The organism is Marinobacter sp. AN1 (assembly GCF_026013985.1).
GTDB lineage: Bacteria > Pseudomonadota > Gammaproteobacteria > Pseudomonadales > Oleiphilaceae > Marinobacter > Marinobacter segnicrescens.
The window spans coordinates 468,977-494,896 of record NZ_CP110342.1; the positions used below are offsets into that span (position 1 = coordinate 468,977).

The 25,920-nt window shown below is 63.0% G+C and carries 14 protein-coding genes and 1 pseudogene; 8 read left to right on the plus strand and 7 right to left on the minus strand.

What is annotated here, in order from left to right; genetic code table 11:
• Nucleotides 1–78 precede the first annotated feature (78 nt).
• Nucleotides 79–696, plus strand: a complete 618-nt coding sequence (locus tag LJ360_RS02045) for a TetR/AcrR family transcriptional regulator (RefSeq protein WP_091848842.1) — start codon at nucleotides 79–81, stop codon at nucleotides 694–696.
• A gap of 30 nt (nucleotides 697–726) precedes the next feature.
• On the opposite strand, the gene LJ360_RS02050 is transcribed toward LJ360_RS02045, so the two are convergent.
• Nucleotides 727–1,614 carry an SDR family NAD(P)-dependent oxidoreductase gene (locus tag LJ360_RS02050; RefSeq protein ID WP_091848841.1) on the minus strand — a complete coding sequence of 296 codons (888 nt, stop codon included), beginning with the start codon at nucleotides 1,612–1,614 and terminating at the stop codon, nucleotides 727–729.
• Between the two features lie 362 nt (nucleotides 1,615–1,976).
• On the opposite strand from LJ360_RS02050, the gene amt reads away from it, so the two are divergent.
• Entirely contained in the window at nucleotides 1,977–4,904 is a 2,928-nt protein-coding gene (amt, locus tag LJ360_RS02055; RefSeq protein WP_264995102.1) for an ammonium transporter, read from the plus strand.
• Nucleotides 4,799–5,383 (plus strand): EAL domain-containing protein, encoded by a 585-nt coding sequence (locus tag LJ360_RS02060; RefSeq protein ID WP_264995981.1) that lies wholly within the window; start codon nucleotides 4,799–4,801, stop codon nucleotides 5,381–5,383. The genes amt and LJ360_RS02060 overlap by 106 nt, the downstream gene beginning before the upstream one ends.
• Nucleotides 5,384–5,506: 123 nt before the next feature.
• Here LJ360_RS02060 and recD read toward each other — a convergent pair whose 3' ends face one another.
• The 3 genes and pseudogenes from recD to recC form a co-directional block, all read right to left on the minus strand.
• A complete protein-coding gene (gene recD / locus LJ360_RS02065; protein WP_091848840.1) occupies nucleotides 5,507–7,747 on the minus strand; it encodes an exodeoxyribonuclease V subunit alpha in 2,241 nt (746 codons plus the stop codon).
• Nucleotides 7,744–11,435 (minus strand): annotated as a pseudogene (recB, locus tag LJ360_RS02070) (exodeoxyribonuclease V subunit beta). The gene recD and the pseudogene recB overlap by 4 nt, the downstream one beginning before the upstream one ends.
• On the minus strand, nucleotides 11,432–15,022 hold the full coding sequence (recC, locus tag LJ360_RS02075; protein WP_091848838.1) for an exodeoxyribonuclease V subunit gamma: 3,591 nt from the start codon (nucleotides 15,020–15,022) through the stop codon (nucleotides 11,432–11,434). The pseudogene recB and the gene recC overlap by 4 nt, the downstream one beginning before the upstream one ends.
• A gap of 214 nt (nucleotides 15,023–15,236) precedes the next feature.
• On the opposite strand from recC, the gene LJ360_RS02080 reads away from it, so the two are divergent.
• The 4 genes from LJ360_RS02080 (at nucleotide 15,237) to LJ360_RS02095 (ending at nucleotide 20,572) form a co-directional block, all read left to right on the plus strand.
• On the plus strand, nucleotides 15,237–15,671 hold the full coding sequence (locus tag LJ360_RS02080) for a DUF4864 domain-containing protein (RefSeq protein ID WP_091848837.1): 435 nt from the start codon (nucleotides 15,237–15,239) through the stop codon (nucleotides 15,669–15,671).
• Nucleotides 15,672–15,765: 94 nt separating this feature from the next.
• Nucleotides 15,766–17,484: a VRR-NUC domain-containing protein gene (locus LJ360_RS02085; protein ID WP_091848836.1), complete on the plus strand. Its 1,719-nt coding sequence runs from the start codon at nucleotides 15,766–15,768 to the stop codon at nucleotides 17,482–17,484.
• On the plus strand, nucleotides 17,481–19,733 hold the full coding sequence (locus tag LJ360_RS02090) for an ATP-dependent DNA helicase (protein WP_091848835.1): 2,253 nt from the start codon (nucleotides 17,481–17,483) through the stop codon (nucleotides 19,731–19,733). The genes LJ360_RS02085 and LJ360_RS02090 overlap by 4 nt, the downstream gene beginning before the upstream one ends.
• 113 nt (nucleotides 19,734–19,846) lie before the next feature.
• The gene (locus tag LJ360_RS02095) at nucleotides 19,847–20,572 is read left to right on the plus strand and encodes an HNH endonuclease family protein (protein WP_091848834.1); all 726 of its coding nucleotides are present in this window, start codon (nucleotides 19,847–19,849) and stop codon (nucleotides 20,570–20,572) included.
• A gap of 19 nt (nucleotides 20,573–20,591) precedes the next feature.
• Here LJ360_RS02095 and LJ360_RS02100 read toward each other — a convergent pair whose 3' ends face one another.
• Entirely contained in the window at nucleotides 20,592–21,557 is a 966-nt protein-coding gene (locus tag LJ360_RS02100) for an SLAC1 anion channel family protein (protein WP_264995103.1), read from the minus strand.
• 237 nt (nucleotides 21,558–21,794) lie between these two features.
• Between LJ360_RS02100 and LJ360_RS02105 the strand changes: the two genes are divergently transcribed.
• The gene (locus LJ360_RS02105) at nucleotides 21,795–23,429 is read left to right on the plus strand and encodes a long-chain-fatty-acid--CoA ligase (RefSeq protein ID WP_091848832.1); all 1,635 of its coding nucleotides are present in this window, start codon (nucleotides 21,795–21,797) and stop codon (nucleotides 23,427–23,429) included.
• A gap of 99 nt (nucleotides 23,430–23,528) precedes the next feature.
• Here the strand turns inward: LJ360_RS02105 and nfsA are convergent, their stop codons facing one another.
• Together nfsA and LJ360_RS02115 are read right to left on the minus strand one after the other, a co-directional pair.
• Complete coding sequence (gene nfsA / locus LJ360_RS02110) at nucleotides 23,529–24,260, minus strand: oxygen-insensitive NADPH nitroreductase (RefSeq protein WP_091848831.1); 732 nt, start codon at nucleotides 24,258–24,260, stop codon at nucleotides 23,529–23,531.
• Between the two features lie 82 nt (nucleotides 24,261–24,342).
• Nucleotides 24,343–25,911: a hypothetical protein gene (locus LJ360_RS02115; protein WP_264995104.1), complete on the minus strand. Its 1,569-nt coding sequence runs from the start codon at nucleotides 25,909–25,911 to the stop codon at nucleotides 24,343–24,345.
• Nucleotides 25,912–25,920 lie beyond the last annotated feature (9 nt).

Consider the following 25,920-nt stretch of genomic DNA (forward strand, 5'->3'; position numbering starts at 1 on the left):
CCCTACACTGTAAGGCTGGTCAATCACCGACGATCCGGGCATCATTGAACCGATCAATATGTAGCAAGGAAACCTGTGATGCCACGCACCAGCCCCCGGCAACGACGACAACCCCTGAGCCCGGAGCGAATCTATCGCGCAGCCCTGGCGCTGATTGAGGAAAACGGCGCCGATGACCTGAGCATGCGCAAGCTGGCTGGGGCGCTGGGGGTGGACGCCATGTCTCTCTATCATCACGTGGAGAACAAGCAGGCGCTGTTGCAGGGGGTGTTCCAGACGGTCCAGGAAGAACTGGTTTTGCCGGAGCCGATGCCGGCGGACTGGAAGGAAGCCTTGCGGCAGTTGGGGCAGGGATTTCATCAGCTGGCCCAGCGCTATCCACGGGTGTTTCCACCCATGATCACCAGCCCCTGGGGGACCGAACGGGAGCGGGAGATTTTTCACTATATCCAGCGGGCACTGCACAAGGCCGGCGTGGCGGAACAGGATATGCCTCGAGCTACCAGCGCGCTCTATACGTTCGGTATTGGTATGGCCAATGTGGCGGCCAATGGCCTGCGGTTACGCCCCCTGTACGGTGAACCGGAACCCGTAAACGAAGCGTCGGCCCATGGCACGAGTGACACGGATGCACAGTTCAGTATCGAGATGATGCTGGCGGGGATTGAAAGCCTGGTTTCGGAAGGACGCCACTGACCAGGAATCCCTGATCAGTAACGTGTGTGGTCAGCCTTTCTGCTGGCTGGCAATCAGGTTGCTGATCTCCTGCTGGCCCTGGGCGCTGCCCATGCCAGGCACCTGGTCGCCGGTGCGGTCAGAGATTTGCGCGAAGTGGGCCGCGATCTGATCGGCGGCATCCTCATCGTCACCAATGTAGACACCCTTGGTCAGGGTGATATGGGCGGTCTCGAAGGAGCCGGCCCCAGCGGCCAGGATAGTGCGGCTGGGGGCGTCCTCGGAGCACAGGAAGACCACGCCCGGAGAGACGGTCTCCGGCTTCAGCTTTTCCAGCACTTCCGCAGGCATCAGACCTTCGGTCATCTGGGTAGCCGCTGTGGGTGCCAGGGAGTTCACCCGGATGTTGTACTTGTGGCCTTCCAGGCTCAGGGTCTGCATCAGGCCCACCAGCGCCAGCTTGGCGGCACCATAGTTGGACTGGCCAAAGTTGCCGAACAGTCCGGAAGACGACGTAGTCATTACAATACGGCCGTACTGCTGGTTACGCATGATTTCCCACACCGCCTTGGTGCAGTTCACCGACCCCATCAGGTGGACGTCCAGCACCGTTGTGAAATCGTCCAGTTCCATCTTGGCGAAAGTCTTGTCCCGCAGGATGCCGGCGTTGTTCACCAGGATGTCCACCCGGCCCCACTGGTCCATGACCTTGCTGACCATGGCTTCCACCGCATCGTAATCGGACACGGAACAGGCGTGGCTGACGGCTTCGCCCCCGGCCGCCCGGATTTCTTCGGCAACCGCCTCGGCCGGCTCGGCACCGAGGTCGTTAACAACAACCTTCGCACCACGGGCTGCCAGCGCCAGCGCATGGCAACGGCCCAGCCCGCCGCCGGCACCGGTAACAATGGCAACCTGGTCGTTCAGTCGGATGGTCATATCGGAGTCTCCTGCATCTTTATAGGGTTCGGGTTCTCGAGAGAGCAGTGAGTATACAGGGGTTGTTTCGTTGCTGCCCTTTTCCGTGATGCCCGTGGCAATGGAACAAAATGGTGCACTTTTACAGGGCGGTGCCAATTTGCGCCATAAAGGTGCGTATGGCGAGGTAAAGGCATGCATTGTGTTGCGCTCTGGCCCCCGCTGCAGTGGCGTTCCCGGGGCAGCACCGGGAATGGCGCACTTCCTGCTTAGCAACCTGACGGTTAAGGAAGTACCGACCAGGGATGGCTAAACCTTCGTCGATTGGTAGTGGTCGGTGACCTTGCCGTCATGGATCAGCACCGACGGCTAAAGAGAAAAACATGAGTGAGAAGTCCCTGTTTGATGTGCTCTGGCTGGTGGTATGCGCTGCCCTGGTGTTCAACATGCAGCTGGGTTTCCTGTGCCTGGAATCCGGACTGATCCGCAGCAAGAACGCCATCAATGTTGCCATGAAGAACATGACCGACTTTGCCCTGGCCGTCATGCTGTACTGGTTGTTTGGGTTCGGTGTCATGTTCGGGCTCAGCCACGGCGGCTGGGCCGGTACCACCCACTTTCTGCCTCCCGTGGGCCAGCAAGAGGCCTGGCTGTCCGCGTTTTTCCTGTTCCAGGCCATGTTCTGTGCTACCGCAGTCACCGTCATCTCTGGTGCTACCGCCGAGCGTTTGCGGTTTGCGGCCTATGTGATGGTGGGGGCGCTTGTGGCAGGGCTGATTTATCCGGTATTTGGTCACTGGGCCTGGGCAGGCGTCCTGGGAACGGGTGCCGGTTGGCTGGCCGGGCAGGGGTTTGTGGATTTCGCCGGTGCCACGGTGGTGCACAGTGTGGGGGGCTGGGTTGCGCTTGCGGTGCTGTTGCTGATCGGACCACGCATCGGGCGCTTCGAGGGGACAGGAAAATATGGCCATGCCATTCCCGGCTCCAACCTGCCACTGGCCATGTTGGGTGCACTGCTGCTGTTCTTTGGCTGGTTCGGCTTTAACGGTGGTAGCACCCTTGGCGCAGACGACACCGTTCCGGGCATTGTCGTTAATACGTTGCTGGGAGGCATCTCAGGCGTTTTGGCGGTGCTGCTGGTGAGCTGGGCGCTGCGGGGCAACACGGACGTGGTCCTGCCAATGAACGGATTGTTGGCGGGGTTGGTGGCGGTAACGGCATCGGCCCACGTCATTTCCGCCCTGGACGCTCTGGTCATCGGCGCTGTGGGCGGAGTGGTAATGCTGTTGGCGGGAGACCTGTTACTAAGGTTGCGGATTGATGATGCCGTGGCCGCGATCCCGGTTCACCTGGCGGCCGGAATATGGGGCACGCTGGCGGTCGCGCTGTTTGGTGATCCCGGGCGGTTGGGTACCGGCCTGGGTTTTGGTGAGCAATTGCTGGTTCAGGTCGAAGGCGTTGTGGTCTGTGGCCTCTGGAGTTTTGGCGTTGCCTGGGTTTTCCTGCGGCTCATTAACCGGTGGTGGCCACTGCGGGTAGAGGCTGAGGCAGAGCGACTGGGCCTGAATATCTCCGAGCATGGCACCCGTACCGAGCTGATCGAATTGCTGGAAGCCATGGAGGGGGATGTTCAGGCTGGCGGGTTCAAGGGTGAGGTGCCGGTGGAGCCTTTTACCGAGGTGGGCCAGATCGCCAGCCAGTACAACCGAGTGATCCGCGCCCTGGGGGCGGCGGTCGAAAAGACCCAATCCATCGTGCGGGAGATCCGTGACGGTATTGTGACCTTTGACGGACAGGGGCTGCTGACCAGTTATAACCCCGGTTCACAGCGCCTGTTTGCCCTGCCGTCGGAGTCGGCCCCGGTGCATTTTTCCCGCCTGCTGGACCCGGGTCACTGGGACCCGGCGGCCATGCTGCCTGTGCCTGGTGGTGAGGTCCGTCGAGAGGTGGTGTGTCGACGCTGGGACGGCTCCCATTTCCTGGCGGAACTGACGGTCAGCCGCGACGCCGAGGAGGCCCGGGTGCTCTACACAGGGATGATCCGGGATATTACCGAGCGTAAGCGGGTGGAAGAGCAACTGCATCGGGAGAAGACTCTGGCCCAGGTCACCCTTGCGTCCATTGGCGATGGCGTCATTACCACTGACCGTACCGGTCTGGTGACCTATATGAACCCGGTAGCCCAGCAATTGACCGGTCTCTCGGTGTCCGAGGGCGTGGGGCACCCGGTCAGCGATGTTTTCCGGCTGGAGGATGAAGCCAGCGGGGAGCGTTTGCCAGACCCGGTTCGCGCGGTGTTACGCAAACCCTGGCGTCAGCCGTCCAGTGCCGGTGCCCGCCATCGGGCCCTGCGTCGTGCGGATGGGGTGCTGGTGCCCGTTCAGGAATCGGCGGCGCCGATCCGTGATGAGGAGGGGGTACTGATGGGGGTGGTGCTGACCTTTATCGATATCTCGGTCACCCGGGAGCTGGCCCGCGAACTCCAGCACCAGGCGGCCCACGATGCCCTAACCGGCCTGATCAACCGGGCCGAGTTCGAGCGGCGTCTCTCCAACTCCCTGCGGGATACGGACGAGCACGGCAGTTGCCATGTTCTTTGTTACCTCGATCTCGACCAGTTCAAGGTGGTCAATGATACCTGCGGGCATATCGCCGGCGATGAACTTTTGCGACAGTTGGCGGCCCTGTTTCGGGTCCGGGTTCGTGATACCGATGTGCTGGCCCGGCTGGGCGGTGACGAGTTCGGCATTATCTTGATGAACTGCGGTATCCAGGAAGCCCAGGCCATGGCGGACAGTGTGCGGGAACTGGTGGAAAACTTCCGGTTTTCTTGGGAAGACCGTACCTTCGCCGTGGGTGTCAGTATCGGTCTGGTGCCTATTGATGGCCAGGGCTACGGTCTTACCGAATTGCTCAGGGCGTCAGACGCTGCCTGCTATGCCGCCAAGGAGAGCGGCCGCAATCGGGTGCATGTCTTCCAGACCGATGATAAGGCGCTTCTGGAACGCCAGGGTGAGATGCAGTGGGTTAACCGCATAAGGCAGGCCCTGGACGATGACCGGTTACGTTTGTTCGTACAGCCCATCCAGTCACTGAACTCGCCACCGGAAAGCCAGAAACGATTCGAGGTGCTGGTGAGGATGCTCGATGAACAGGGTCGGATCGTGCCCCCGGGGCCTTCATGCCGGCAGCCGAACGCTACAACGTGGCCTGTGCCATCGACCGGTGGGTGGTCGCCAATACCCTTGCCTGGATCGGTGACCATGCCCGCCGGTGTGGTGGCAATCCCGGCCACTACAGCATCAATTTAACCGCCGATTCGCTAACCGACGAGGATTTTCTGGGATTCGTCCACGAACGGATAAAACGGGAGCGGGTGCCGCCTCAGTCTTTGTGTTTCGAGATTACCGAAACCAACGCTATCGCCAATCTCAGCCGGGCGCTTGAGTTTATGCGCAGCCTCAAGGCCATTGGGTGTGCCTTTGCTCTGGATGATTTCGGCTCAGGCGTCTCCTCCTTCGGCTACCTGAAAAATCTGCCGGTGGATTATGTAAAGGTGGACGGCAGCTTTGTCCGCGATATCTGCGTCGATTCCACCGCCCGGGTCATGGTGGCATCGATTAACAACATTGCCCAGGAAATGGGCCTGAAAACCGTGGCGGAGTTCGTCGAAAACCAGGCCATCGTCGACGAGCTCAGGCAGCTGGGAGTGGACTACGCCCAGGGCTTCCACCTTGGTAAGCCCAGACCCCTTAGCGAGCAGGTTGAAGTGCGCATGATGCCCCGGTAGGCAGCTATGGGCCCGGGAAGTCAAAGTATTGATGCGGTTAGGACCGCTGGTATGGTTCTCACAGTTATCCTCTGCAGGGGATAAAGCCGCGTTTACCCCCTGCAGAGGGTAAAGCCGTCCAGTTCAGCACCACAGTCTCTCCGCCAGCCCCGAAGCCCGCACCACCTGTTGCGCCACACTCTCCAGCAGCACCGTTTCGTCTCCGGCGATCAGACTGAACCAGTTGCGGGCGCGGGTGATGCCGGTGTAGACCAGCTCCCGGGTCATTACCGGGCTGAGGCGGTCTGGCAGGATCAGGCACGTGTGGTTGAACTCCGAGCCCTGTGACTTGTGGACGGTCATGGCAAACACGGTTTCCAGGTGCTGAAGACGGCTGGGGGAGATCCAGCGGATGTCGTTACTGCCATCGCTGGCAGGGAAGGCGACCCGGAGTGTCTCGCAGGGCTGACCGTTTTCGTGCTGGCCCCAGGGCAGGCTGAAGGTGATGCCGATGTCGCCGTTCATCAGGCCCAGGTTGTAGTCGTTGCCGGTCACCAACACAGGTCGTCCCCGGTACCAGCCCTCGGCTTTCGGAATCAGGCCGCGTGCGGTCAGTTCGCGGGCGATCAGGTCATTCAGGCCTTCCACACCCCAGGGGCCCTGACGCAGGGCGCAGAGCACCTGGAAGTCGCCGAAAGCCGACAGTACCTGCCGGGCGAGCTGGTCCCAGTCCTCCCGGAGGCTGTCGGCGTCCAGGTCGTGGTCCTGCATCAGGTTGAGATAGTGCTGGTAGCCCACTGGCGGTGGCAGTGCCTGACCGTTCAGGGTGCGACCGAGTCCCTGGTTGCTGAAGGCTTCCGGGCTACCGGTGAGCGCGTGCCGGCAGATCAGTGCCCGGGTATCTTCCGGGGTCGGGCCGCAGGGCAGCATGGTCACGTCGTTGAATTCACCCCGACCCAGGCCGGCCAGGGTGTTTCTGTGCAGTGTGTTGGAGTTGACCGCCTGGGCCAGTTGGCGGATGCCGCTGTCCTCGGTGAACCGGTAGCTCTTGCGGAGCATGGCCACGGCCTGGTCCATGGGCTGGCCGGCATTGTCCACCAGCGTTTCCGGTACGCGGTCGCCGGTCAGGGCGGCCAACCATTCCGCCGTCTCAGGGGTGTAGTGAGCGGCCAGGGCGCGTCGGCAGAGTTCCCCCAGAACCGCACCGGCGTCTACTGACGCCAGTTGATCCTTGTCCCCCAGCAGGATGAGATGGGCGCTGGCGGGCAGGGCATCCATCACCGAGGCCATCAGGTCCACATCTACCATGGAGGCTTCGTCTATGACCAGTATATCCACCAGTAGCGGATTGTCCCGGTGATGGCGGAACTGCCGGGAGTCCGGGCGGCTGCCCAGCAGCCGGTGCAGGGTGGTGACCCGGGTGGGAATATCGGCCTGTTGCACATTGCCTGGTAACGCTGCCAGCGGCAGGCGACTGACCGCACCGCCGATGGATTCGTTCAGTCGTGCAGCGGCCTTGCCGGTGGGTGCGGCGAGGCGTATACGGTATTTTCGGGCCTGACGCTGTGGGCTGGTGCCGGCGACAGCTTGCAGTGCGGCCAGCAGGTTCACCACGGTGGTGGTCTTGCCTGTGCCCGGTCCGCCGGTGATGACCGCAAAGCGGTTGCGGGCGGCCAGGGCGCAGGCCAGCTTCTGGTAGTCCACTTCGGGCTGGGGCCGGAACAGTTCGCCCAGAGCCTGGCGAAGCGTCTCGCCCTGCGGTAAGGCGGGGTCGTCCAGGTCTGACGGCTGCTCCAGGCGTTGGCGGATGCTTTCGGCAATACGTTGTTCATAGCGCCAGAACCGACGCAGGTAGAGGCGGCCGCTGTCCAGCACCAGCGGCGTGGACTGGCTGCCGTCGCTGACGGCAAGGGAGTTCTCCAGTACCTGGTAACAATCCTCTGGGGCAAAACGGGCCATCAGGTCCGCGGGGGTGGGCAAGGGCGTTGGCTCTGGCCCGGTGCCGGCGGCCTCCTCCGGGGGCAGGGCCAGGGTGCGGGCGGGCTCTTCCAGCAGGGTGTTCAGATGGACACACACATGGCCGCGGCCCACCTGGTGTGACGCAAGGGCCGCCAGCAGGATCAGCAAGGGTTCCGGCTGCTCCCCCTGCTCCTGGCAAAGGGTGCGAATCAGCCTGGCGAATTCCCGGTCCAGGGGGCGGACCCAGCCGGCTTCCTGCCACTGTGTCAGCAGCTCTTCCATCTGAGCGAGCCCCGAGAAGGGCGTTGCCGCATCCACTGGTGCCGGCGACACATCAGCGGCTCGCGAAGCCTGTTGTACTTCGCTGGCAGGCGCTTCGTTCAGGTCCAGCGAGAACTGCTGGTCGTGGTTCTGTTTGCGGCTCATGCTGCTACCTCCCGGCTGAGGTCGCCGTCGAACAGGGCGTCCAGGGTCTCGACCAGGTCCTTCGGTGGCTTGTCGGCGAAGGCACCGCTGGCGGGGCCGTCGATACCCCGCAGAAACAGGTAGACCGCGCCGCCCATATGGATGTCATAGTCGTAGCCCGGCAGCCGGGCCTTGAGCAGTCGGTGCAGGGCCAGCAGGTAGAGCACATATTGCAGGTCGTAGCGCTTCTCCAGGATGGCTTCCCCCATGGCCTGGCGGGTGTAGGCCAGGTCGTCGTCACCCAGGGTGTTGGACTTGTAGTCCAGCACGTAATAGCGCCCCTGATGCTCGAATACCAGGTCAATAAAACCCTTGATCATGCCATTGAACTGTTGCTTCTCCACCCGGGGGCGATCAGCGCCGTTCAGGGTCTGGTTGGTGACCAGGTCATCCAGTCGGCCGGTCGGGACGTTGCGGCTCTCGAACCAGAACTCCAGCTCAGGGCGAGGATTTGTGAGTTCGGCGAGGGTGGCGGTCTGCTCGCCATCACGGTCCAGGGGGAGGGGCGTCGTCAGCACCTTCACCAGCCAGTCGGTGAGCGGCTCCACCCAGTCACCCCAGCCCCTCACCCGGCAGCGGCGGGCAAGCTGGTCCCGTAGCCGGTCCGGGTTGGCGGCAACGGTAGCCATACCCTGGCCGGTGCACCACTCCAGAACCTCGTGCAGGAAGGTGCCGGGCCCGGCGCCCCTGGGGAACTGGTGGGGCCCGGTGGCGGCCGGGCGATAGGTGTCTTCGCCTTCCTGCTGGCGACTTTCTTCCATCAGGTTCTGGGCCTCGGCGTTCTCCGCCTCGTCCACAAAGGCGATACCCGTGCCGGAGAGCGCGGTGTACTCGATGGAGGAGTAACTGGCGATCCACCAGTCCTCCCGGGCCTGCCGGTGGGAGACCAGTGCCGGGCCCAGGCTTTCCGGTGCCGGTTCCTGGTATTCCAGGGCCTCGGCTGCCGGGAGTGGAGTGACGGTGATAGCGGCTTCGTCCCCGGCCAGGGCCTGCAGGCAGCGGGTCAGTTCGCCGTCGGCTTCGCCCACACCGTCAAGCAGGTATCCCAGCCCGCTCTTGTGCCAGTCCGGAATGGCCGCAGCACCCACCCAGGTGGCGTGGCGGGCGCGGGTCAGGGCCACGTAAAGCTTGCGGATATCCTCTCCCAGCCGTTCCCGGTCAGCCCGGGCGACATCCTCTGGCTCCGGATCGAAGATGGTGACCAGGCGCCCCTGATTGTCGTGGTAGCGTACGAAGGCCTGTTTCTCGTTCTCGGCCCGGAAGGCGGTGCCGAAAGGCAGGAACACCAGTGGGTATTCCAGACCCTTGGACTTGTGCACGGTGATCACCTTCACCAGCCCCGCATCGCTTTCCAGGCGCAGTGTGCGGTGTTCGTCCTCCTCATCGGCGGCCCGCAGGACCTGGGTGTAGTGGTGCACCAGGGCGTGCTCGCCATCCAGTTGCAGGCTGTCCTGCTGCAGCAGCTCGGCAATGTGCAGGATATCGGTGAGGCGTCGCTCCCCGTCGGGCCGTTGCAGCAGCCGGCCAGGCACCTCGAAATCCATCAGGAAGCGGCGCAGGGTGGGCAGTATGCCCTGGCTTTGCCACTGCTGGTGATAGCCAATAAAGCGGTCGATTTCCCGCTCAAGGGCAATCTCGTCGGTCAGTAGCTGGTCGAGGTAGTGCCAGGGCAGGGCCAGGGTTGGCGTCGACAGGGCCGTGCGGGCCAGGGGCAGTTGCCGGGGTTCGGCAAAGGCCTTGAGCCAGCACAGGATTTCCGCCGCTTCCGGGGAAGTGAGTACCGAGTCCCGGTCCGACAGGTACACGCTGCGGATCCGGCGTTGGCGCAGGGCATCCCGTACGGCGGCGGCCTCGTTGCGATTGTTCACCAGGATGGCGATGTCTCCCGGCTGCACCGGCTGCACGTCCGCCGGGTCTTCCACTTTGGCGAACCCGGCCTGGCCCTGCTGACCGGCCGTCAGCAGTTTTGCCACCTCGCTGGCGCAGGTGTCGGCCACCTGTTCGGTGGCGCGGCCCTTGGCGAGGGTGATCGCCTCACCCTGTTTGTTTTCTTCGTCGCTCTCCAGGGTCCAGAGGGTGAGACTGGGCCGAGCCTGACCGTTAACCGTCCACTGGCGTTTGGTGCCGTTGGCCGCCACCGGCTGGAAGGGCAGTGGCGTGTTGTCACCCTTGCCGAACAGGAAGGCACCGTCCCGGGCCTGCTGGTCGCCGTGCTGGAACACCCGGTTCACCGCCGCCACCATGGCGTCGGAGGAGCGAAAGTTGCGGCCCAGGGTCCAGGTGCGGTCCTGAACGCCCTGGCGGGCCTCCAGGTAGGTGTAGATATCCGCCCCCCGGAAGCCATAGATGGCCTGCTTGGGGTCACCGATCATCAGCAGGCAGGTGGCCGGGTCGTTGTCGGCAACCCGGTAGATACGGTCGAAGATGCGGTACTGCACCGGGTCTGTGTCCTGGAATTCGTCGATCAGCGCGACCGGGAACTGGCGACGGATGGTGGCCGCCAGTTGCGGACCACGGGGGCCGTTGAGCGCCTCATCCAGGCGGGTCAGCAGATCATCGAAGCCCATCTCGGCCCGTTGCTGTTTTTCCGCTTCCAGTCGGGTACCGATCCAGCCGCTGGCGTGGCGCAGGATGTCAGCTCGGGCATTGGGCAGGTTGGTGCTGAAGTCCATCAGTTCGGCAATGGCGTCAAAGGCCGGGTGGTGGGGTACCTCGCCTTTTACCTTGCTGGCAAGGCCCTCCGGAGTCTGGTTCTGAAACCCCGCCTTCTCCAGTCCTTCCGGCAGCAGGGTGTCGTCCCCGGCCCATTGCAGCAGGTTAGGCCAGGCCCTGAGCATGGCGTTGCGGCTGTTGCCATTGAGGTTCTTGCCCAGACCCTTGAGCAGGTCTTCCACTTCGGTTTGCCACTGGCTCCATGGCAGGGACTTGAGGGCGTCCGCTCCCTCCTTCCGTTCGCGGACGGCGGCGTCGATGGCATTATGGATGTTGCCGGAGGGCGCGGGTGGTTTTTCAGACAGCAGGTTGCGCACGGCCTTGCGGAGGTCCGACGGGGTCTTCCAGTGATCCAGCAGTTCCTCCATCAGCTCTGCAGGGAGCGGATAGGCGAAGGTTCGCCAGTAGTCCCGTACCACCTCATCCAGCAGTTCGCTCTGATCCGTCTCCAGGCTGATCCGGAACAGGCTGCCGCTGTCGAAGGCATGCTCGCTGAGCATGCGGTTACACCAGCCGTGGATGGTGGACACGGCGGCCTCGTCCATCCATTCCGCCGCCAGCAACAGACGCTTGCGGCATTCAGGCCAGGTGGCCGGATCCGGGTAATCCTGGTCCCGCATTGGTAGATCAGGGCGGTCTCGGCGGGCGGGTTGGGGTCATCCGGGTTGTCGGAAAACACCTCTGCCGCCTGGGTCAGCCGCGCACGGATCCGGTCCCGCAATTCCTTGGTGGCGGCCTCGGTGAAGGTGACCACCAGCAGGTTGGGGGGATCAATCCCCTTGCCGAGGGGGCTGCCCTCCGGCTGACCATGGCCCAGCACCAGGCGCACATAGAGAATGGCAATGGTAAAGGTCTTGCCGGTGCCGGCGCTGGCCTCGATCAGGGTGCTGCCGTTCAGGGGCAGGGCAAGGGGGTTAAGGGTGGCGCTACGGGTCATGACTGGCCCTCGATCTGTTCACTGGCGGACTTGCCCTGCTCGGCTTCCCACAGGGGCAGGTAGAGCTGGTGCAGCAGGCCTTCAAAGGCCTCGTTGACCAGTGCTTCCGGGGCGTCAAAGGCCCGGCGAAGATAACCCGGGTCCCGTCCGAGGGCGGTGTCGAAAGCGGTACTGGCGTCTTCGATGGCCTTGTCGTGGTCGCCCCGGTATTTCTTGCTCTGGTAGAAGCTGTAGATCCAGGCGAAGGCCGCTTCGCAATGCAGCGGCAGCGCGCGGGTGGTGGCCTGCATCCAGCCGGCAAGGATAGCGTCCAGGTGCTGGCGGGCCTGTTCCGCGGGCAGGGGTGCGAAGGTAAAGCCTCGGCCTTCCTCCTTGCCCAGTATCAGGGTCTGGAAGGGTTGGTCCGTGAGCTGGCCGGCCAGGTGGACCACCCAGTCCGCCATCAGGTTGGCGTAGCGGACTTTCTTCTGGCTACCGGAACCGGATAGCAGGCTGGAACGGGAGACCACCAGCCGGCATAGCTGGCCTTCCGGGTTGCGGCGCAAACCGTCGATCAGATCGAGCACTTCCACCGAGCCCGTGGCATTGCTGAAACCGTGCTGGAAGGTGACCGGCTCCGGCAGCGCTTCCGGCCATTCCAGCAAGGCGTGCTGGTAGCGCTGGTGGAGGTCCGGCAGTCGTTCTGCCAGGTCTTCCCGCAAGCGGTGTTCGGTCAGCCCCATGCCCAGGTCGCCACGACGGGCCATGCGGTCCAGGGTGGTTTGGATGCGCTGGTGCAGTTCCTGCTCATCGCCGGACTTGAGGACGGCCTCGCTGATCAGTTCCTGGTCCAGACGCCAGCGATCCAGGCCGTCCAGGTCGAAATTCTCGTTGTCGGTATCGTCGTCTTCGACGCCTTCAAAGCGCACCTGCAACCGGCGCTGGAAGAAGGTTTCCACCGGCCGCTTGAGGAAGTTGGCCAGTTCCGCGAAGGTCAGGGGTTCCTCCGGTGGCTGCCAGGACAGGGCGCTGTCATCCGTAGTGTCGGTGGCTTCGATGCCATGGGCGCTCCGCCACTCCTGCTCGTAGGTGAACAGGTTCCGCTCCCGCAGGATCTCGGCCAGCGGGCGGGGCGGGCTGTCCGGTTCCGGTTGCTGGCCGTTGGCCTGTGGGAAATAGGACCGGCTGAATGGCTGTAGCGGATGGCAGGTGGTGAGGGCAGCCGTCACTGGTTTGTCCAGCTTACCTTCGACCCGCCAGAGACTGTCCAGGTGGTCCTGCAGCTGGCTGACAAGTACCGATGGTGGCCGCTCGGAGTCGTCCCGGATACTGCGGCCCACCCAGCTGATGTAGAGTTGCTCCCGGGCGGACAGCAGGGCCTCCAGGAACAGGTAGCGGTCGTCTTCCCGCCGGGAGCGATCCCCCGGGCGGTAGTCGTTGGCCATCAGGTCGAAATCCACCGGAGGCCGGGAACGGGGGTAGTCACCGTCGTTCATGCCCAGCAGGCACACCACCCGGAAGGGAATGGCCCGCATGGGCATCAGGGTGGCAAAGTTGACCTTGCCAGCCAGGAAACGCTGGTTCAGGCCACTTTCGTCAAGGCCTTCCAGCAGCACGTCCTTGACGATATTGAGGGGTAGCTGTGTCTCGGCGAGGCCGGCGGCCAGGGCGTCGTCCAGCCACTGTTCCAGGTGCCGCCGGAAGCGGTTGAGCAACAACAGGTCGTGGCCTTCGAGGTCCTGGAAGAAATGTCCCAGCATATCGGAGAACAGGGCTTCCCACTGTTCCGGGGTGCGGGGCGTCAGCAGTTCCTGCCAGAGATTCTCCAGCTGCCCCACAAAGTCGGACAGCCGCCCGGCCAGGTCTGCCTGAAGGCCGCCGACCTCGGCGTAGGGCTCCACACCGGACCAGGGTTCGTCGTCCCCCATGCCGTAACCCAGCAGCATGGCGCGAAGCCCGGACTGCCAGGTGTTGCGGGCCAGGTCTCCGGGCAGCTCCAGGCTTTCACGCTGCTGGCGATGCAGGCCCCAGCGGATGTTGGCGCCTTCCACCCAGCGCCGGGCCAGGGGGATGTCCTCTTCGGTGATGCCAAAGCGCTGGCGGATGCCGGGCACTTCCAGCAGGCTGAGGATCTCGCTGACGGCAAAGCGGCTGCGGGGCAGTCCCATCAGCGTTTCCAGGGCAATCAGCACCGGCTCATGGTGACGCTGGCCCTGGTCGGAAATGGTAAAGGGAATGTGCCGGGTGTTGCCGGGGGCATGGCGGCCAAACACCGCCTGGATATGGGGCGCGTAGACGTTGATGTCCGGCACCATCACGATCACGTCGCGGGGGCGCAGGGACGTATCGGCGTTGAAGGCGGCCAGCAGCTGGTCGTGGAGGATCTCCACCTCCCGCTGGGGGCTGTGGGCATCGTGGAAGGCCAGGGAGCGGTCCGTGGCCGGGTTCAGGGTCCGCTGCTGTGCACGGATTTCCTGCAGCGGTGTCAGGTTGTAGATGTCGTTCTGCAACTGATGCAGTAGTTGAGGAGCTTCCGGGGCGCCGTGGTCGGAGAAGATGTCGATCCGGTTATCCGGGGTGCGGAAGCGCTCGCCATACTCCTCCGGGTTATCGAACTCGTCCAGCAGCCGGATATAGTCCCGGCCCTGCTTTCCCCAGGCGGCCAGCAACGGGTTGGCGTGCTGATGCAACTGGTCCGGGTCGGCCGCGGACAGGGTGGGGTGCAGGCGGCCCCGGCGGCGCTGGGCGTTGAGCAGGTCGCGGTCGCTGATAATGTCCGCCCAGTAGTACTGGCTGGGGTTGTGAACACACAGCACCACCTGGCTGAAGCGGCTGAGCACATGGAGCGCTTCCAGCGCCTGGCGGGGCAGGGATGAGACCCCGAACACCACGATGCGCTTCGGTAGACGATGCGGATTCGACAGCTCGGACGACTGCTGGCCCAGATCCATAAAGCGGGTGTGAATACGGGAGCGGCTGGTGTGGGACAGCGCGTCCACATCCTGCACCAGGGCCTGCCAGAGTCGTGGCTGCCATAGGGTTTCCGCATCCAGCGGCTTTTCTTCTCCGCGGGCGGTGATCATGATTTCCCGGCCCTGCTCCCAGGCGCTGAGCCAGTCGGCCCGGAATACCTGGTACTGGTCGAACAGATCCGCCACCTTCTCCGCCAGCTGGAACGCCCGCAGGTCCGGGTCGCTGCCTTCCAGGAACCGGCCCAGGGGCAGGAAGGCGTCATCGTCGCTGACCAGTTCCGGCAGCAGCCGGTAGAGGCGCCAGACCAGCCGGCGCTTGTCGAAGGGCGAGGTTTCCGGTACCTCGCCCTCCGGCAACACGGCCCGGTAGGCCTGCCAGATAAAACGGGCCGGGAACAGGAAGTCCATGCCGGCCGCAATGCCGAGGCCGCCGTCGGTGCCGTCCTTGGTGGCCTTCTCCGCCAGTGCCAGCTTCAGCCACTGGGCGATGCCGTTACTCTGGACCAGGAAGGTTTCGTTCTCCAGCGGCGGCATGGGAGTCTGCCGACACAGGTAAACCACGGCCCGGCGCAGGTCTTCCAGGTGGTTGGCGTGAATGGCATGGAAGCCTGGCTGGATGCTGGCGTGATCGGTCATGGTACTCCCGGTCGGGTGGTTCGGAATGCTGCCACAAAGGTTACCGCAACTGGCAGCGGATTGCCGATGTGATTGTCCATGGCCCGCGCGACAACCCCGGTCGCATACGACGGTAAGTTCCGGTCTATAATTGGTCAAAAAGTGTTCATTCTTGCCATCCGGTCAGGGGCACTGCGCGTACATCCGTAAACGATCCAAAGCGGAGGGTCACCTGATGGACAAACGACAGCGCGCGCGGGTTGGACTGCCAGTCCTGTTGGTGTTGACCGGGCTACTGGCGGTGATCTCCGTGTCACCCCTGGCCGATGAAGCGGACGATGCCATCCAGGATGTGATCCTCACCCAGATCGAAGCCTTTGCCAACGATGATGAGCTTGCCGCCTGGGAACAGGCATCTGAGGGCATACAGCGCCGCTTCCGCTCGCCGGAAACCTTCCTGCGGATGGTGCGGCTGGTCTACCCCCCGGTCCACCGTGCGACCGCGATCCGCTTTCGGCAGCGGGTGCCCCATGATCACTTCGATATCCAGGTCGTTCGCCTGCAGGGCCCCGAGGGTCGCCTTTGGGACGCCTATTACCGGATGGTGCCTGTGGAACAAGGCTGGAAAGTGGGCGGTGTCCGGCTGCTGCCGGTCGATATGGGTATCTGAAGTATTACAGGCCCGGTGTTCAGCTTGAGGCGGGCCTCCGTCCGTCGTAGAGTTGTTGATTGATGCCATTCCCTACAGGTCGTTCCCGTCATCGATGAGCCCCTCTGAATCTCCCGGTCAGCGCCTGCGGGCAGCGGACCTGGATAATCCCCTGTACTACCTGGAAAACATGGAAACCGTGGTGAACTGGGTACGCCATCACCATGGCGACCTGCTGACCGCTGAAGAACGCGGGCGCCTGGACGGATTCGGCCGGCTTTCGGTGTCGGCCCGGGCCTTGCTGACCCGCATGGTGATGCGTACGGGCGAGCTTTTCCGGGCTGGCAAATTGCGTTATCCCGAGCTGCCGGAACCGGAGTCGGTGGGCCTGGCCGAGCTGCTGTCAACGGGCTGGGTGAAATCAGTAGAGTGGGTCACCATCGATGAGTTGTTTCGCCTGTTCACCCTGGCGGAGTTGCGCCCGGCCCTGGCAGACCGGCTGACGGATCTCGGCCATTCCCCTGCCATGCCCAAGGGGCGTATGAAGGCGTTACTGGCGGACCACCTGGACGAGATTGACCTCGCCGACTGGCTGCCGGAGCAGGGCAACGACCTGGTGCGGCTGGGGCATATGGCCCTGTTTGACCGCATCCGCCTGATGTTCTTTGGCAACCTGCGTCAGAGCTGGTCGGACTTTGTACTGGTTGAGTTGGGCTACCAGCAATACGAAGAGGTGCCCTTCACACCGGAATCCCGGGCATTCCAGCGGCGGGAAGACGTGGATTGCTACCTCACCATGCATCACTGCCGTGAGTGGCTGGATGAGGGCCGGGCCGCTGAGGATGTGTGGCTGCAGGTGCCTGCAGCCACGGAAAACTCCTGGCTCACCAGTCGCCGGGACCGGCTGTTGCTGGAGCTTGGCCGCCAGGCGGAGCGCCAGGGCAACCGGGAGCTGGCCCTGGCAGCGCTGACACAAAGCGGTCACCGGGAAGCCCGGCTCAAGCAGTTACGTCTGCTGGAGCGAATGAAACGGTTTGAGGAAGCCTGGACCATCGCTGACCAGTGGCAAACCGGGGAACTCAGCGACGCCGAAGTCCAGGGCCTGGCGCGAATCCTGAAACGGCTGGCCCGCAAGGTGGGCGAGCCGATGCCAACCATGGCGCAAGCGCCGGCCCCTGACGAGTTCCTTATAACAGTACCCTTCACCGGCGCCCCGGTAGAGCTGGCCGTACAGCAGCATCTTTGGCAGGATCACCAGCCGGTATTCTATGTAGAAAATACCCTGATCAATGCCCTGTTCGGGTTGCTGTGCTGGGATGTGATCTTCGCGCCGGTGCCCGGAGCCTTCTTTCACCCTTTCCATGTGGGGCCGGCGGACCTGACCCGGGAGGATTTCGTGCCCCGGCGCCGGGAGTTGCTTGATACGGCCCTGGCAAACCTTGAGGGCGATGGCTACAGGCGGATGATTGTCGATACCTACCAACGCAAGCAGGGCCTGGCCAATCCCTTCGTGAACTGGCACGTGGTGACCGGCGACCTGCTGGAACTGGCCCTTGACTGCATGCCGGCCCGTCATCTGCAAGCGCTGTTCCGCCGCCTTCTGAATAACCTGAAGGAACATCGCAGTGGCTTCCCGGACCTGATCCGCTTTATGCCGCACGAGAAAGACCCTGGTCAGCGCTACGAGATGATTGAAGTTAAAGGTCCCGGCGACCGGCTACAGGATCATCAGCGCCGGTGGCTGGCCTTCTTCGCGCAGCAGGGCATTGCCGCACGGGTTTGCTACGTGCGCTGGCAGGACGCCTCTGAGTCTGTCCTCGATCCCTCCCTATGAAAGTCGCCGTACGTACTCTTTGTGAATTTGCGGCCCGCAAGGGCGACCTGGATTTCCGCTATACACCGGCCCCCACGGCGGAGGAGGGTATCGCCGGTCATCAGTCAGTGCAGGCCCGGCGAGGGTATGGCTACGAGAGTGAGTACCTGCTGACCGGTGAGTGCCAGGGTTTGCAACTCTCCGGTCGCGCGGACCTCTACAACCTGCACAAGGGGTTGCTGGAGGAGATCAAGACCCACCGGGGTGACCTGTCGCGCATTCGGGAGCACCAGCGTGCCCTTCACCGGGCGCAGTTGCGGGCTTATGGGGCGTTACTTTGTCGCCAGGAGGGCCGCCAAAAGCTCGAGCTGTCACTGGTCTATTACGATACGGTCCGGGACAAGGAGTCGGCAGTTACGGAAACCGCCACGGCAGAGGAACTCTGGCAGGAGCTGGAAGCCCTGTGCAACGCCTTCAGGGACTGGGCCGAGCAGGAGGAGCGTCACCGCGAGCAACGGGACGAGCACCTGGCCAGCCTGCGCTTTCCCTTCCCGGATTTCCGCGCCGGGCAGCGGCAGCTGGCGGAGACCGTCTACCGCAATGCCGTGCAATCCCGTCGCCTGTTGCTGGAAGCACCCACCGGACTGGGCAAGACCCTGGGGACCCTGTTCCCGGCGCTGATGGCCCTGCCAACGGCAAAGCAGGACCGGCTGTTCTACCTCACCTGTCGCAATACCGCCCGGCAGCTGGCGGTGTCCGCCGTGAAAGCCTTGCGGGCGGCCCAGCAGGAACCGGGTCACTGGCCCCTGCGTACCCTGGAGCTCGTCTCGAAAGACGATGCCTGCGAACACCCGGACAAGGCCTGCCACGGCGATTCCTGCCCCCTGGCAAGGGGCTTTTTCGACCGTCTGCCGGAGGCCCGTGCAGAGGCAGTACAGGTGCGCGAACCCCTGACCCGGGAACGACTGGCCACCATCGCGGCTGGCCATGATATCTGCCCGTATTTCCTGGCCCAGGAAATGGCCCGCTGGTGCGATGTGGTTGTTGCCGACGTTAACCGGATGTTTGACCAGTCAGCCCTGCTCCATGCCCTGGTGCAGCAGAATCAGTGGCGGGCCAGCCTGCTGGTGGATGAGGCCCATAACCTGGTGGACCGGGCCCGGGGCATGTATTCGGTGCGGCTGGACCAGCAGCGGCTGTTACGGGTGAAGCGAGGGGCCCCGAAGGTTCTGAAAGGTCCGCTGAACCGCGTCGCCCGGGCCTGGCAGGAGCTGGTGCGGGAGCAGGAGGGTGCCGGTGCCCAGCCGGTTTTCCTGGAGCAGTTACCGATCCGTCTTCTCCCGGCCCTGCAGGGCTTGATATCGGGGCTTACCGACTACCTGGCGGACAACCCACCGGACCTGTCGCTGCAGGAACTGTTGTTTGAAAGCGTGGCCTTCCTGAAACTGGCGGAGCAGTTTGGCGACCACTCCCTGTGCGAATTCCACCGGTCGGGCAGGGGGCGCGCCAGTGTCACCATCCAGAACCTGGTGCCGGCAGATTACCTCGCCCCGCGGTTTGCCAGCCTGGCGTCCGTGCTGCTGTTCTCCGCCACCCTCACGCCGGGTGTCTACCATCGGGACCTGCTGGGCCTGCCGGAGGATACCCGTTTCACGTCCCTGCCAAGTCCGTTCCGGGCGGATCAGTTACAGGTGCAATTCACGCCCCATATCAGCACCCGCAAGCCGGACCGGCAGGCATCCCTTTCCCCCATTGCAGCGCTGATTGCCCGGCAGTTCCGCGAGCGTCCTGGACACTACCTGGCGTTCTTCAGCAGCTTTGATTACCTCAAGCAGGTGGCGGATGCCCTGGCCACCGAGGCGCCAGACGTGCCCCAGCGCCGGCAGTTGCCCGGAATGGACCAGCATGCGCGGCAGGACTTCCTGGCGGGTTTCCAGTCGCCCCGGCCAGCGGTCGCCTTTGCGGTACTCGGTGGGGTGTTCAGCGAGGGCATCGACCTGCCCGGGGATCAGTTGATCGGCGCTTTCGTGGCGACCCTGGGGCTGCCACCGTTCGATCCGTGGCACGACATCCTGAAGGACCGGCTGGAGCAGCGCTTCGGCGCCGGGTACGACTACACCTATCGCATCCCGGGCTTGCAGAAGGTGGCCCAGGCGGCGGGGCGGGTAATACGCACACCGGAGGACCAGGGTGTGATCTGGCTGATCGATGACCGCTTCCTGCAGCCGGCCAACCGGGCCATGCTTCCGGGTTGGTGGTTTGAAACCTGATACAGAATGCGTTCGGTAAGGTGACGACTGGCGAACACGTCCGTAGAATGCCCGCCAGGATGAGGGCTGCCCTCCGCTAGCCCTCCGAATTACCTGTTGTATCTGGGAACTCCATGGTTTCAGTTCGTTGTCGAAGCCTGGTGGCGGTATTCCTGTTGGGGCTGATCCCGGCAGCGGATGCAGTCGCCACCATCAAGCAGTCCTCCTCGGGCCTGTGTCATCCCCCACACAGCCCGTGGTACGAACGCACCAGGGACTTCACCCCATACCCGGATGTCGACGCCTGCCTGGCGGCGGGTGGCCGTTTGCCCGATGGCATCAGCCGGTCGGGGAACGAGCCGGTCAGCAAGGGTTACCAGCGCAGTGAGTTCGGCCATGGCTGGGACGACCGGGACGGCGACTGCCAGGACAGCCGGGCCGAGGCGTTGATTGCCACCTCCGCCACCCGGGTGCGGTTTGCTGACGAACGCCGTTGCCGGGTGGTCACCGGCCGCTGGATTTCACCGTTCACCGGTAATGTGCTGCAGAACGCGGGTGACGTGGATATCGATCACGTGGTGCCGCTGGCCTGGGCCTGGGAGCGGGGTGCCAGTGACTGGTCCCGGGATCGCCGTGAAGCCTTTGCCAATGATCCGGTGAACCTGATGCCGGTGGAGGCCAGCCTCAATCGCAGCAAGGGCGCCCGGGGCCCGGACCAGTGGGTGCCACCTGCGGGCCGCTGCCAGTACGTGGCCAGGTTCCTGCGGATCGTAAAGGTTTACAAGCTTGCGCCGTCCAGCCGCGAAATGGATAACCTGCGTCGTCAGGTTGCGCAGTGTGGAATCCGGGCCTCACGCTGAGGCCCGATTCGAAAGAGTCCTATCCTTCCTCAATACAGATCTCGCGCCGTGCCACTGCCATGCCGGTGCGATACAGCAGTACCGCGATCAGCAGCGACAGCAACCCAAGCAGAACCATGGCCAGGCCGCGGAAGAATGGCAGCTGCAGCTGCGCATACATCAGCAGTGTGGCGATGGTGATAGCGGCCATAGGGAACGAATAGGCCCACCAGGACAGGAAGAATTCCAGCTTCAGGAACCGTTGTACCTGGGTCAGCAGCATCAGCGTCAGGAAGGCCGCGGTGTAGTAGAGAATCCTTGCGAAGCTGTCCAGGGCCCCGGTGAGCTGGACCCAGGAAATGAAACCCACCGCCGGCGGTGCGATCAGGATAAACAGTGTTGGCAGCAGCTTTCCGGGCAGCGGGTTATGGAAAAACATCCGATAGAAGATGATGGTCAGTAACACCAGCCAGAACACCAGGCCGATACTGAAGAAGAACCAGGAGATCTCCGGCGAGGCGTGGTGCACCCCGGCAATCGGCACCAGGATGTTACCCACAATGGGAATGAACCACGCCGGGTTCATATGGTTGATTTCAAAGTGGGTGTGGTGAATCCAGGCCGACAGCACGTAGAGCGTGAATGCCAGGTGCAGGGCCGTGCCCAGGGCCCATATCACCAGCGATATCCCTTCACTGTAGGGGAGCAGTGCAATGCTGACCAGGATCAGCCCGATGGAAATGGTGGGAAAGAAGTTCAGCTTGATGGGGTGCCCGAACTCGCCCTTGACCTGGGGCCAGTACCGGAGGGCCTTGGCCAGGTAAGCCAGGCTCAGCAGGGCGAAAATCCCGATGGTGACGACCAGCAGTGCAGGGCTGATTCCCCAGGGCAGTTCCAGGATGGTTTCGGCCCGGTGCCAGGCGATGGTGAAACCACTGAGGCCCATCACCATGGCAAACCACGAGATGGGAAAGTTCTGTAACCTGGATGGGTGCACCTGTTCCATACGACGCTTACCTCTGTTCGAAATGTTTACCTTCCTCAAAGATAGCCGCTCTGGTACGGGCACACAGTGACAAAGTCACCTTGCCAGCCTGGATGTTGGCCAAAAGTTCATCAATGGCTGAGAAAATCAATTATCCGGGTTGCCTCCATCCAATCCACCGCTATATCGTATCCGTACCGATAACAACAGCCCGTAATAACATTCACCCTCAGAGCACAAGAATAAAGGAGAAAAGCCATGCACGGCTTGATGATGAATCGCCCCCTGCTCATTTCCCAGATCCTGGAGTTTGCTGCCGGTAACTACCCGGACCAGGAAATTGTTTCCCGTACCACCGAGGGAGGCATCCATCGCTACACCTATCCGGAGATGGCCCAGCGCACCCGCCAGCTGGCCAACGCCCTCAAAAAGCTGGGTGCCAGCGAGGAAGACCGGATTGGCACCATCGCCTGGAACAACTACCGGCACCTGGAGGTGTATTACGCCAGCTCCGGTATGGGCGCCATTTGCCACACCATGAACCCGCGCCTGCCGGCAGACCAGCTGATCTACATCGTCAACCACGCGAAAGACAAGTTCATCTTCGTGGACCTGACCTTCCTGCCGCTGCTGGAAAAGCTCTACGAGCACTTCCCGGATGTGGAGGGCTTTGTGGTGATGACCGATGAAGCCAACATGCCGGAAACCAGCCTGCCGCGGGTTTACTGCTACGAGACCCTGATCAAGGGCGAGTCCGATCAGTTCGAGTGGCCGGAGTTTGACGAGAACACCGCCTCGTCCCTGTGCTACACCTCCGGCACCACAGGCAACCCCAAAGGCGTACTCTACAGCCATCGCTCCAACGTGCTCCACGCCCTTTTTGTGCTGAGCATTTCCGGGGTGCCCATCGACGAGAACTCCACCATCCTGCCGGTGGTACCGATGTTCCACGTCAACGCCTGGGGCACACCCTACTTTGGCCTGATCGCCGGCGTGAAGCTGGTGTTCCCGGGGCCGGCACTGGACGGTGAGAACCTGTCCAACCTGATCGAGGACGAGAAGGTCACTGACGCCTGGGGCGTACCCACCGTATGGCTGGGGCTGCTGGCCCACAAGCGCCAGAAGGGCGAGACCTTCAGCACCCTTAAACGCACCCTGATCGGTGGTTCGGCCCTGCCCAAGGCCATGATCCAGGAGTTCAAGGAGAAGCATAACGTCGAGGCTATCCAGGGCTGGGGCATGACCGAGATGAGTCCGCTGGGCACCGTGGCCACGCCGCGGCCGAGCCAGCGTGGTGGCGACTGGGAGAAGGAACTGAAACTCCGTGGTACCCAGGGCCGTCTGATGTTCGGTGTGGAAATGAAGATTGTTGACGCCGAAGGCAACGACCTGCCCCATGACGGCGAGTCCCAGGGTGAGCTGCTGGTTCGCGGTAACGCCGTGATCAGTGGTTACTACGAAAACGAGGAAGCCACGAAGAAGGCCATCGATGCGGACGGCTGGTTCCATACCGGCGACGTGTCGGTTATCTCGCCGGATGGCTTTATGGAAATCGTGGATCGGGTGAAAGATGTGATCAAGTCCGGTGGCGAGTGGATCAGCTCCATCGACCTGGAAAACGAAGCCATCGCCCATCCCAAGCTGGCAGAGGCGGCTGTGATCGGTATCCGCCACGAGAAGTGGCAGGAGCGCCCGCTGCTGGTGGCAGTGAAAGAACCCGACGCGGAAGTCACCAAGGAAGAGGTGCTCCAGTTCCTCGAGGAACGGGTGGCCAAGTGGTGGTTGCCGGACGACGTGGTGTTCGTGGACGAACTGCCCCACGGTGCCACCGGCAAGCTGCAGAAGGCCAAGCTGCGGGAGAACTTCAAGGACTATAAACTGCCCACCGAGTAAGGCGGGATGGCGGGGCCCGAGGTCTCGCCAGGGCCTTGAACACAAAAAGAGCCCTCGGGTCACCCCGGCGGCTCTTTTTTGTTGGCGGTGAACGCCGGCTTACTTCAGTTCAAAGCCCCGCTTGACCAGGAATTCCCGCATGTGTGGGCGCAGCTTGGCATTGAACAACGGGCTCAGTTGCTCGGACCAGTTGGTGTCCTTGGTGCCGCCGGTGCGTGCGCCATAGTAGGTGCGCATCACATCATCGAAACCGTCCACCGAGGCGGCGTCTTCACGGTATTCGTCTTCCATCAGGATACTTTCCACCGGCAGCCGGGGTTTCACCTCCGGGTCCTGGTCCGGGTAGCCCAGGCACAGACCGAACACCGGGTAGACGTGCTCAGGCAGTTTCAGCAGATCGCTGATTTCGGCGGGGTTGTTACGGATGCCGCCAATGTAGCAGATGCCCAGGCCTTCGGATTCTGCGGCCACTACGACATTCTGGGCCATCAGGGCGGTATCCACACTGGCCACTAGGAACTGCTCGGTCATGCCGCGGATGACCTCGGCGCCGGCCCGCTCGGCGGAGTCCGTGGGGCGCTTCATATCGGCGCAGAACACCAGGAAGTGGGAACAGGTTTCCACGTATTTCTGGCCGCCGGCCAGCTCGGCAATCTTCGCCCGCTTCTCCGGACTGGTCACGTGGATGATGGAATAGGCCTGCACGTGGTTGGACGTGGCTGCACTCTGACCGGCACGGATCAGCTCCAGGAACGTCTCCTGCGGAATCTTCTGCTCGGTGAACTTGCGGATCGAGCGGTGTGATTTCAGTAAATCGATAACCTCGTTCATGGTATCTCTCTGGTTTCAGATCGTGAGTGTACGGGTGTACGTCCTGTCACCGAAAAGAGAGCATTCTACACAATTTTCCCGGTCAGGATTCCGGGAACGCGGTCCAGCCCTCCAGCCAACTGCCGGGGTTCTTCGGGTTGATGGCGCCAGAGAAGGTGGCCGACTCATCGAAGAACTCGCTCTTGGGCGGTGCAGTGGCGGGCATGTCCCGGCTGGGAATACGGGGCCGGAAGTCCGGTGCGGTCAGGTGCCGAGCCGCCGGATGCAGGGCGCTGCTGATGCTGAGGTGGTTGCGGTTCTCCGGGCTCCTGAGCCAGGCCTCTTCGTCAAAGCCGTAATCATCGTCGTCTGCTCCCTGTTCCGCTTGACGGCTGCCCATAGTGCCGGTGGTGGCAATGATGTTATCGCTGAAAACGAGCTGTTTTCCGGCGGCAAGGGCGCGGACTTCATCCCGGGTGTCCACGGCTTCCATGGCATAGCTGTCGATGATCATGTTGTGGAAGTGGCCGCCGGTGCCTTCCCGCAGCACCATGCCGCGATGGGCTTTCGCACCATGTCCGGTACCGGCAAGGGTGACGTTGTAGAATACCGGTTCTGAACGGGGCGTGGTCTCGTGCTGGTCGCCGTTATTGTCCCCTTCAAAGGCGTTGTCGCCCACATCGGCGTGCTGCTGGATAACCGCGAACTGCACCCGGCCCCGCCAGCCCCAGTCCCAGTCAATGCTGTCGTCTGCAGCGCCGGACACCAGGATGTGCTTCAGGTCCACGGTGCCGCCAAACATCTCGATACCGTCATCCAGCGCACGGTGAACCTGCACATGGCGCACGATGGTATTGCTGCCGCAGCCACCCAGGGTCAGGCCGTTGAGTTCATTGTTCTGGTAGACCTCGAAGCCTGCGAACTCGATGCGGGTGTATTCCACCACCCCGCAGCTATCGGTTGCGTCGGGACCACCGAAACTTCCCCGCTGATCGCTGGCGGGTATACCCTCGATCTGGGCGGAGGGCTGGTTGACCGGGGCATTACCCAGCAGAACCACGCCGCCCCAGTCACCGCGGCTACGTGCACCTTCTGGCCGGGCACTGGTGAACACCACTGGCTGGCCTGGCCGGCCCCGGGAAAACAGCTGGCTGTCCCGGGTTACGATCAGCGCGGAGCCGTTTTCACCCAGGATGGTGGCGCCGGCTTCGATGGTCAGGGTGGTGTTATCCACGAACACTATGTCTTCGAGTACGTAGGTCTTGCCGCCTTCCCAGGTGGCCGGGGCGGTGATGTTTTCGCTGATCCGGATGGTTTGTGGTTCCAGTGCGGTAAACCCGACCGATACCGCAGCACCAGCAGCCACCAGCGGCGCCAGCCATATCAGGTGACGGCGTTTGCGTGGTGTTGACTTGACCGCCTCCGGTATGTACTGCGGGCCGGTATTGGCCATCAGGGGCATCCCGGAGTCCTGGTCGCGGATGGATCCGACCAGTTTACGGACTTTCTCGGAGCCGGAGGCCTCCGCCCGGCGCAGCACGTCGGCGCGATAGTTGGGTTCCCGCAACAGGTTGTTCAGGTGAACAAACTGAATGTCGGCGCACTCGCCCCGGTCCACCAGGCGTTTGAGTTGCCAGAGTTGTTCAACAAGCAGGGAAGCGTTGGCGGACATTACTGCATC

Bases quoted from the DNA above. Each gene is read 5' to 3' on its own strand.
- LJ360_RS02045 (WP_091848842.1), top strand. From the start codon at position 79: ATGCCACGCACCAGCCCCCGGCAACGACGACAACCCCTGAGCCCGGAG.
- LJ360_RS02050 (WP_091848841.1), bottom strand. From the start codon at position 1,614: ATGACCATCCGACTGAACGACCAGGTTGCCATTGTTACCGGTGCCGGC.
- amt (WP_264995102.1), top strand. From the start codon at position 1,977: ATGAGTGAGAAGTCCCTGTTTGATGTGCTCTGGCTGGTGGTATGCGCT.
- recD (WP_091848840.1), bottom strand. From the start codon at position 7,747: ATGAGCCGCAAACAGAACCACGACCAGCAGTTCTCGCTGGACCTGAAC.
- recC (WP_091848838.1), bottom strand. From the start codon at position 15,022: ATGACCGATCACGCCAGCATCCAGCCAGGCTTCCATGCCATTCACGCC.
- LJ360_RS02080 (WP_091848837.1), top strand. From the start codon at position 15,237: ATGGACAAACGACAGCGCGCGCGGGTTGGACTGCCAGTCCTGTTGGTG.
- LJ360_RS02085 (WP_091848836.1), top strand. From the start codon at position 15,766: ATGAGCCCCTCTGAATCTCCCGGTCAGCGCCTGCGGGCAGCGGACCTG.
- LJ360_RS02090 (WP_091848835.1), top strand. From the start codon at position 17,481: ATGAAAGTCGCCGTACGTACTCTTTGTGAATTTGCGGCCCGCAAGGGC.
- LJ360_RS02095 (WP_091848834.1), top strand. From the start codon at position 19,847: ATGGTTTCAGTTCGTTGTCGAAGCCTGGTGGCGGTATTCCTGTTGGGG.
- LJ360_RS02100 (WP_264995103.1), bottom strand. From the start codon at position 21,557: ATGGAACAGGTGCACCCATCCAGGTTACAGAACTTTCCCATCTCGTGG.
- LJ360_RS02105 (WP_091848832.1), top strand. From the start codon at position 21,795: ATGCACGGCTTGATGATGAATCGCCCCCTGCTCATTTCCCAGATCCTG.
- nfsA (WP_091848831.1), bottom strand. From the start codon at position 24,260: ATGAACGAGGTTATCGATTTACTGAAATCACACCGCTCGATCCGCAAG.
- LJ360_RS02115 (WP_264995104.1), bottom strand. From the start codon at position 25,911: ATGTCCGCCAACGCTTCCCTGCTTGTTGAACAACTCTGGCAACTCAAA.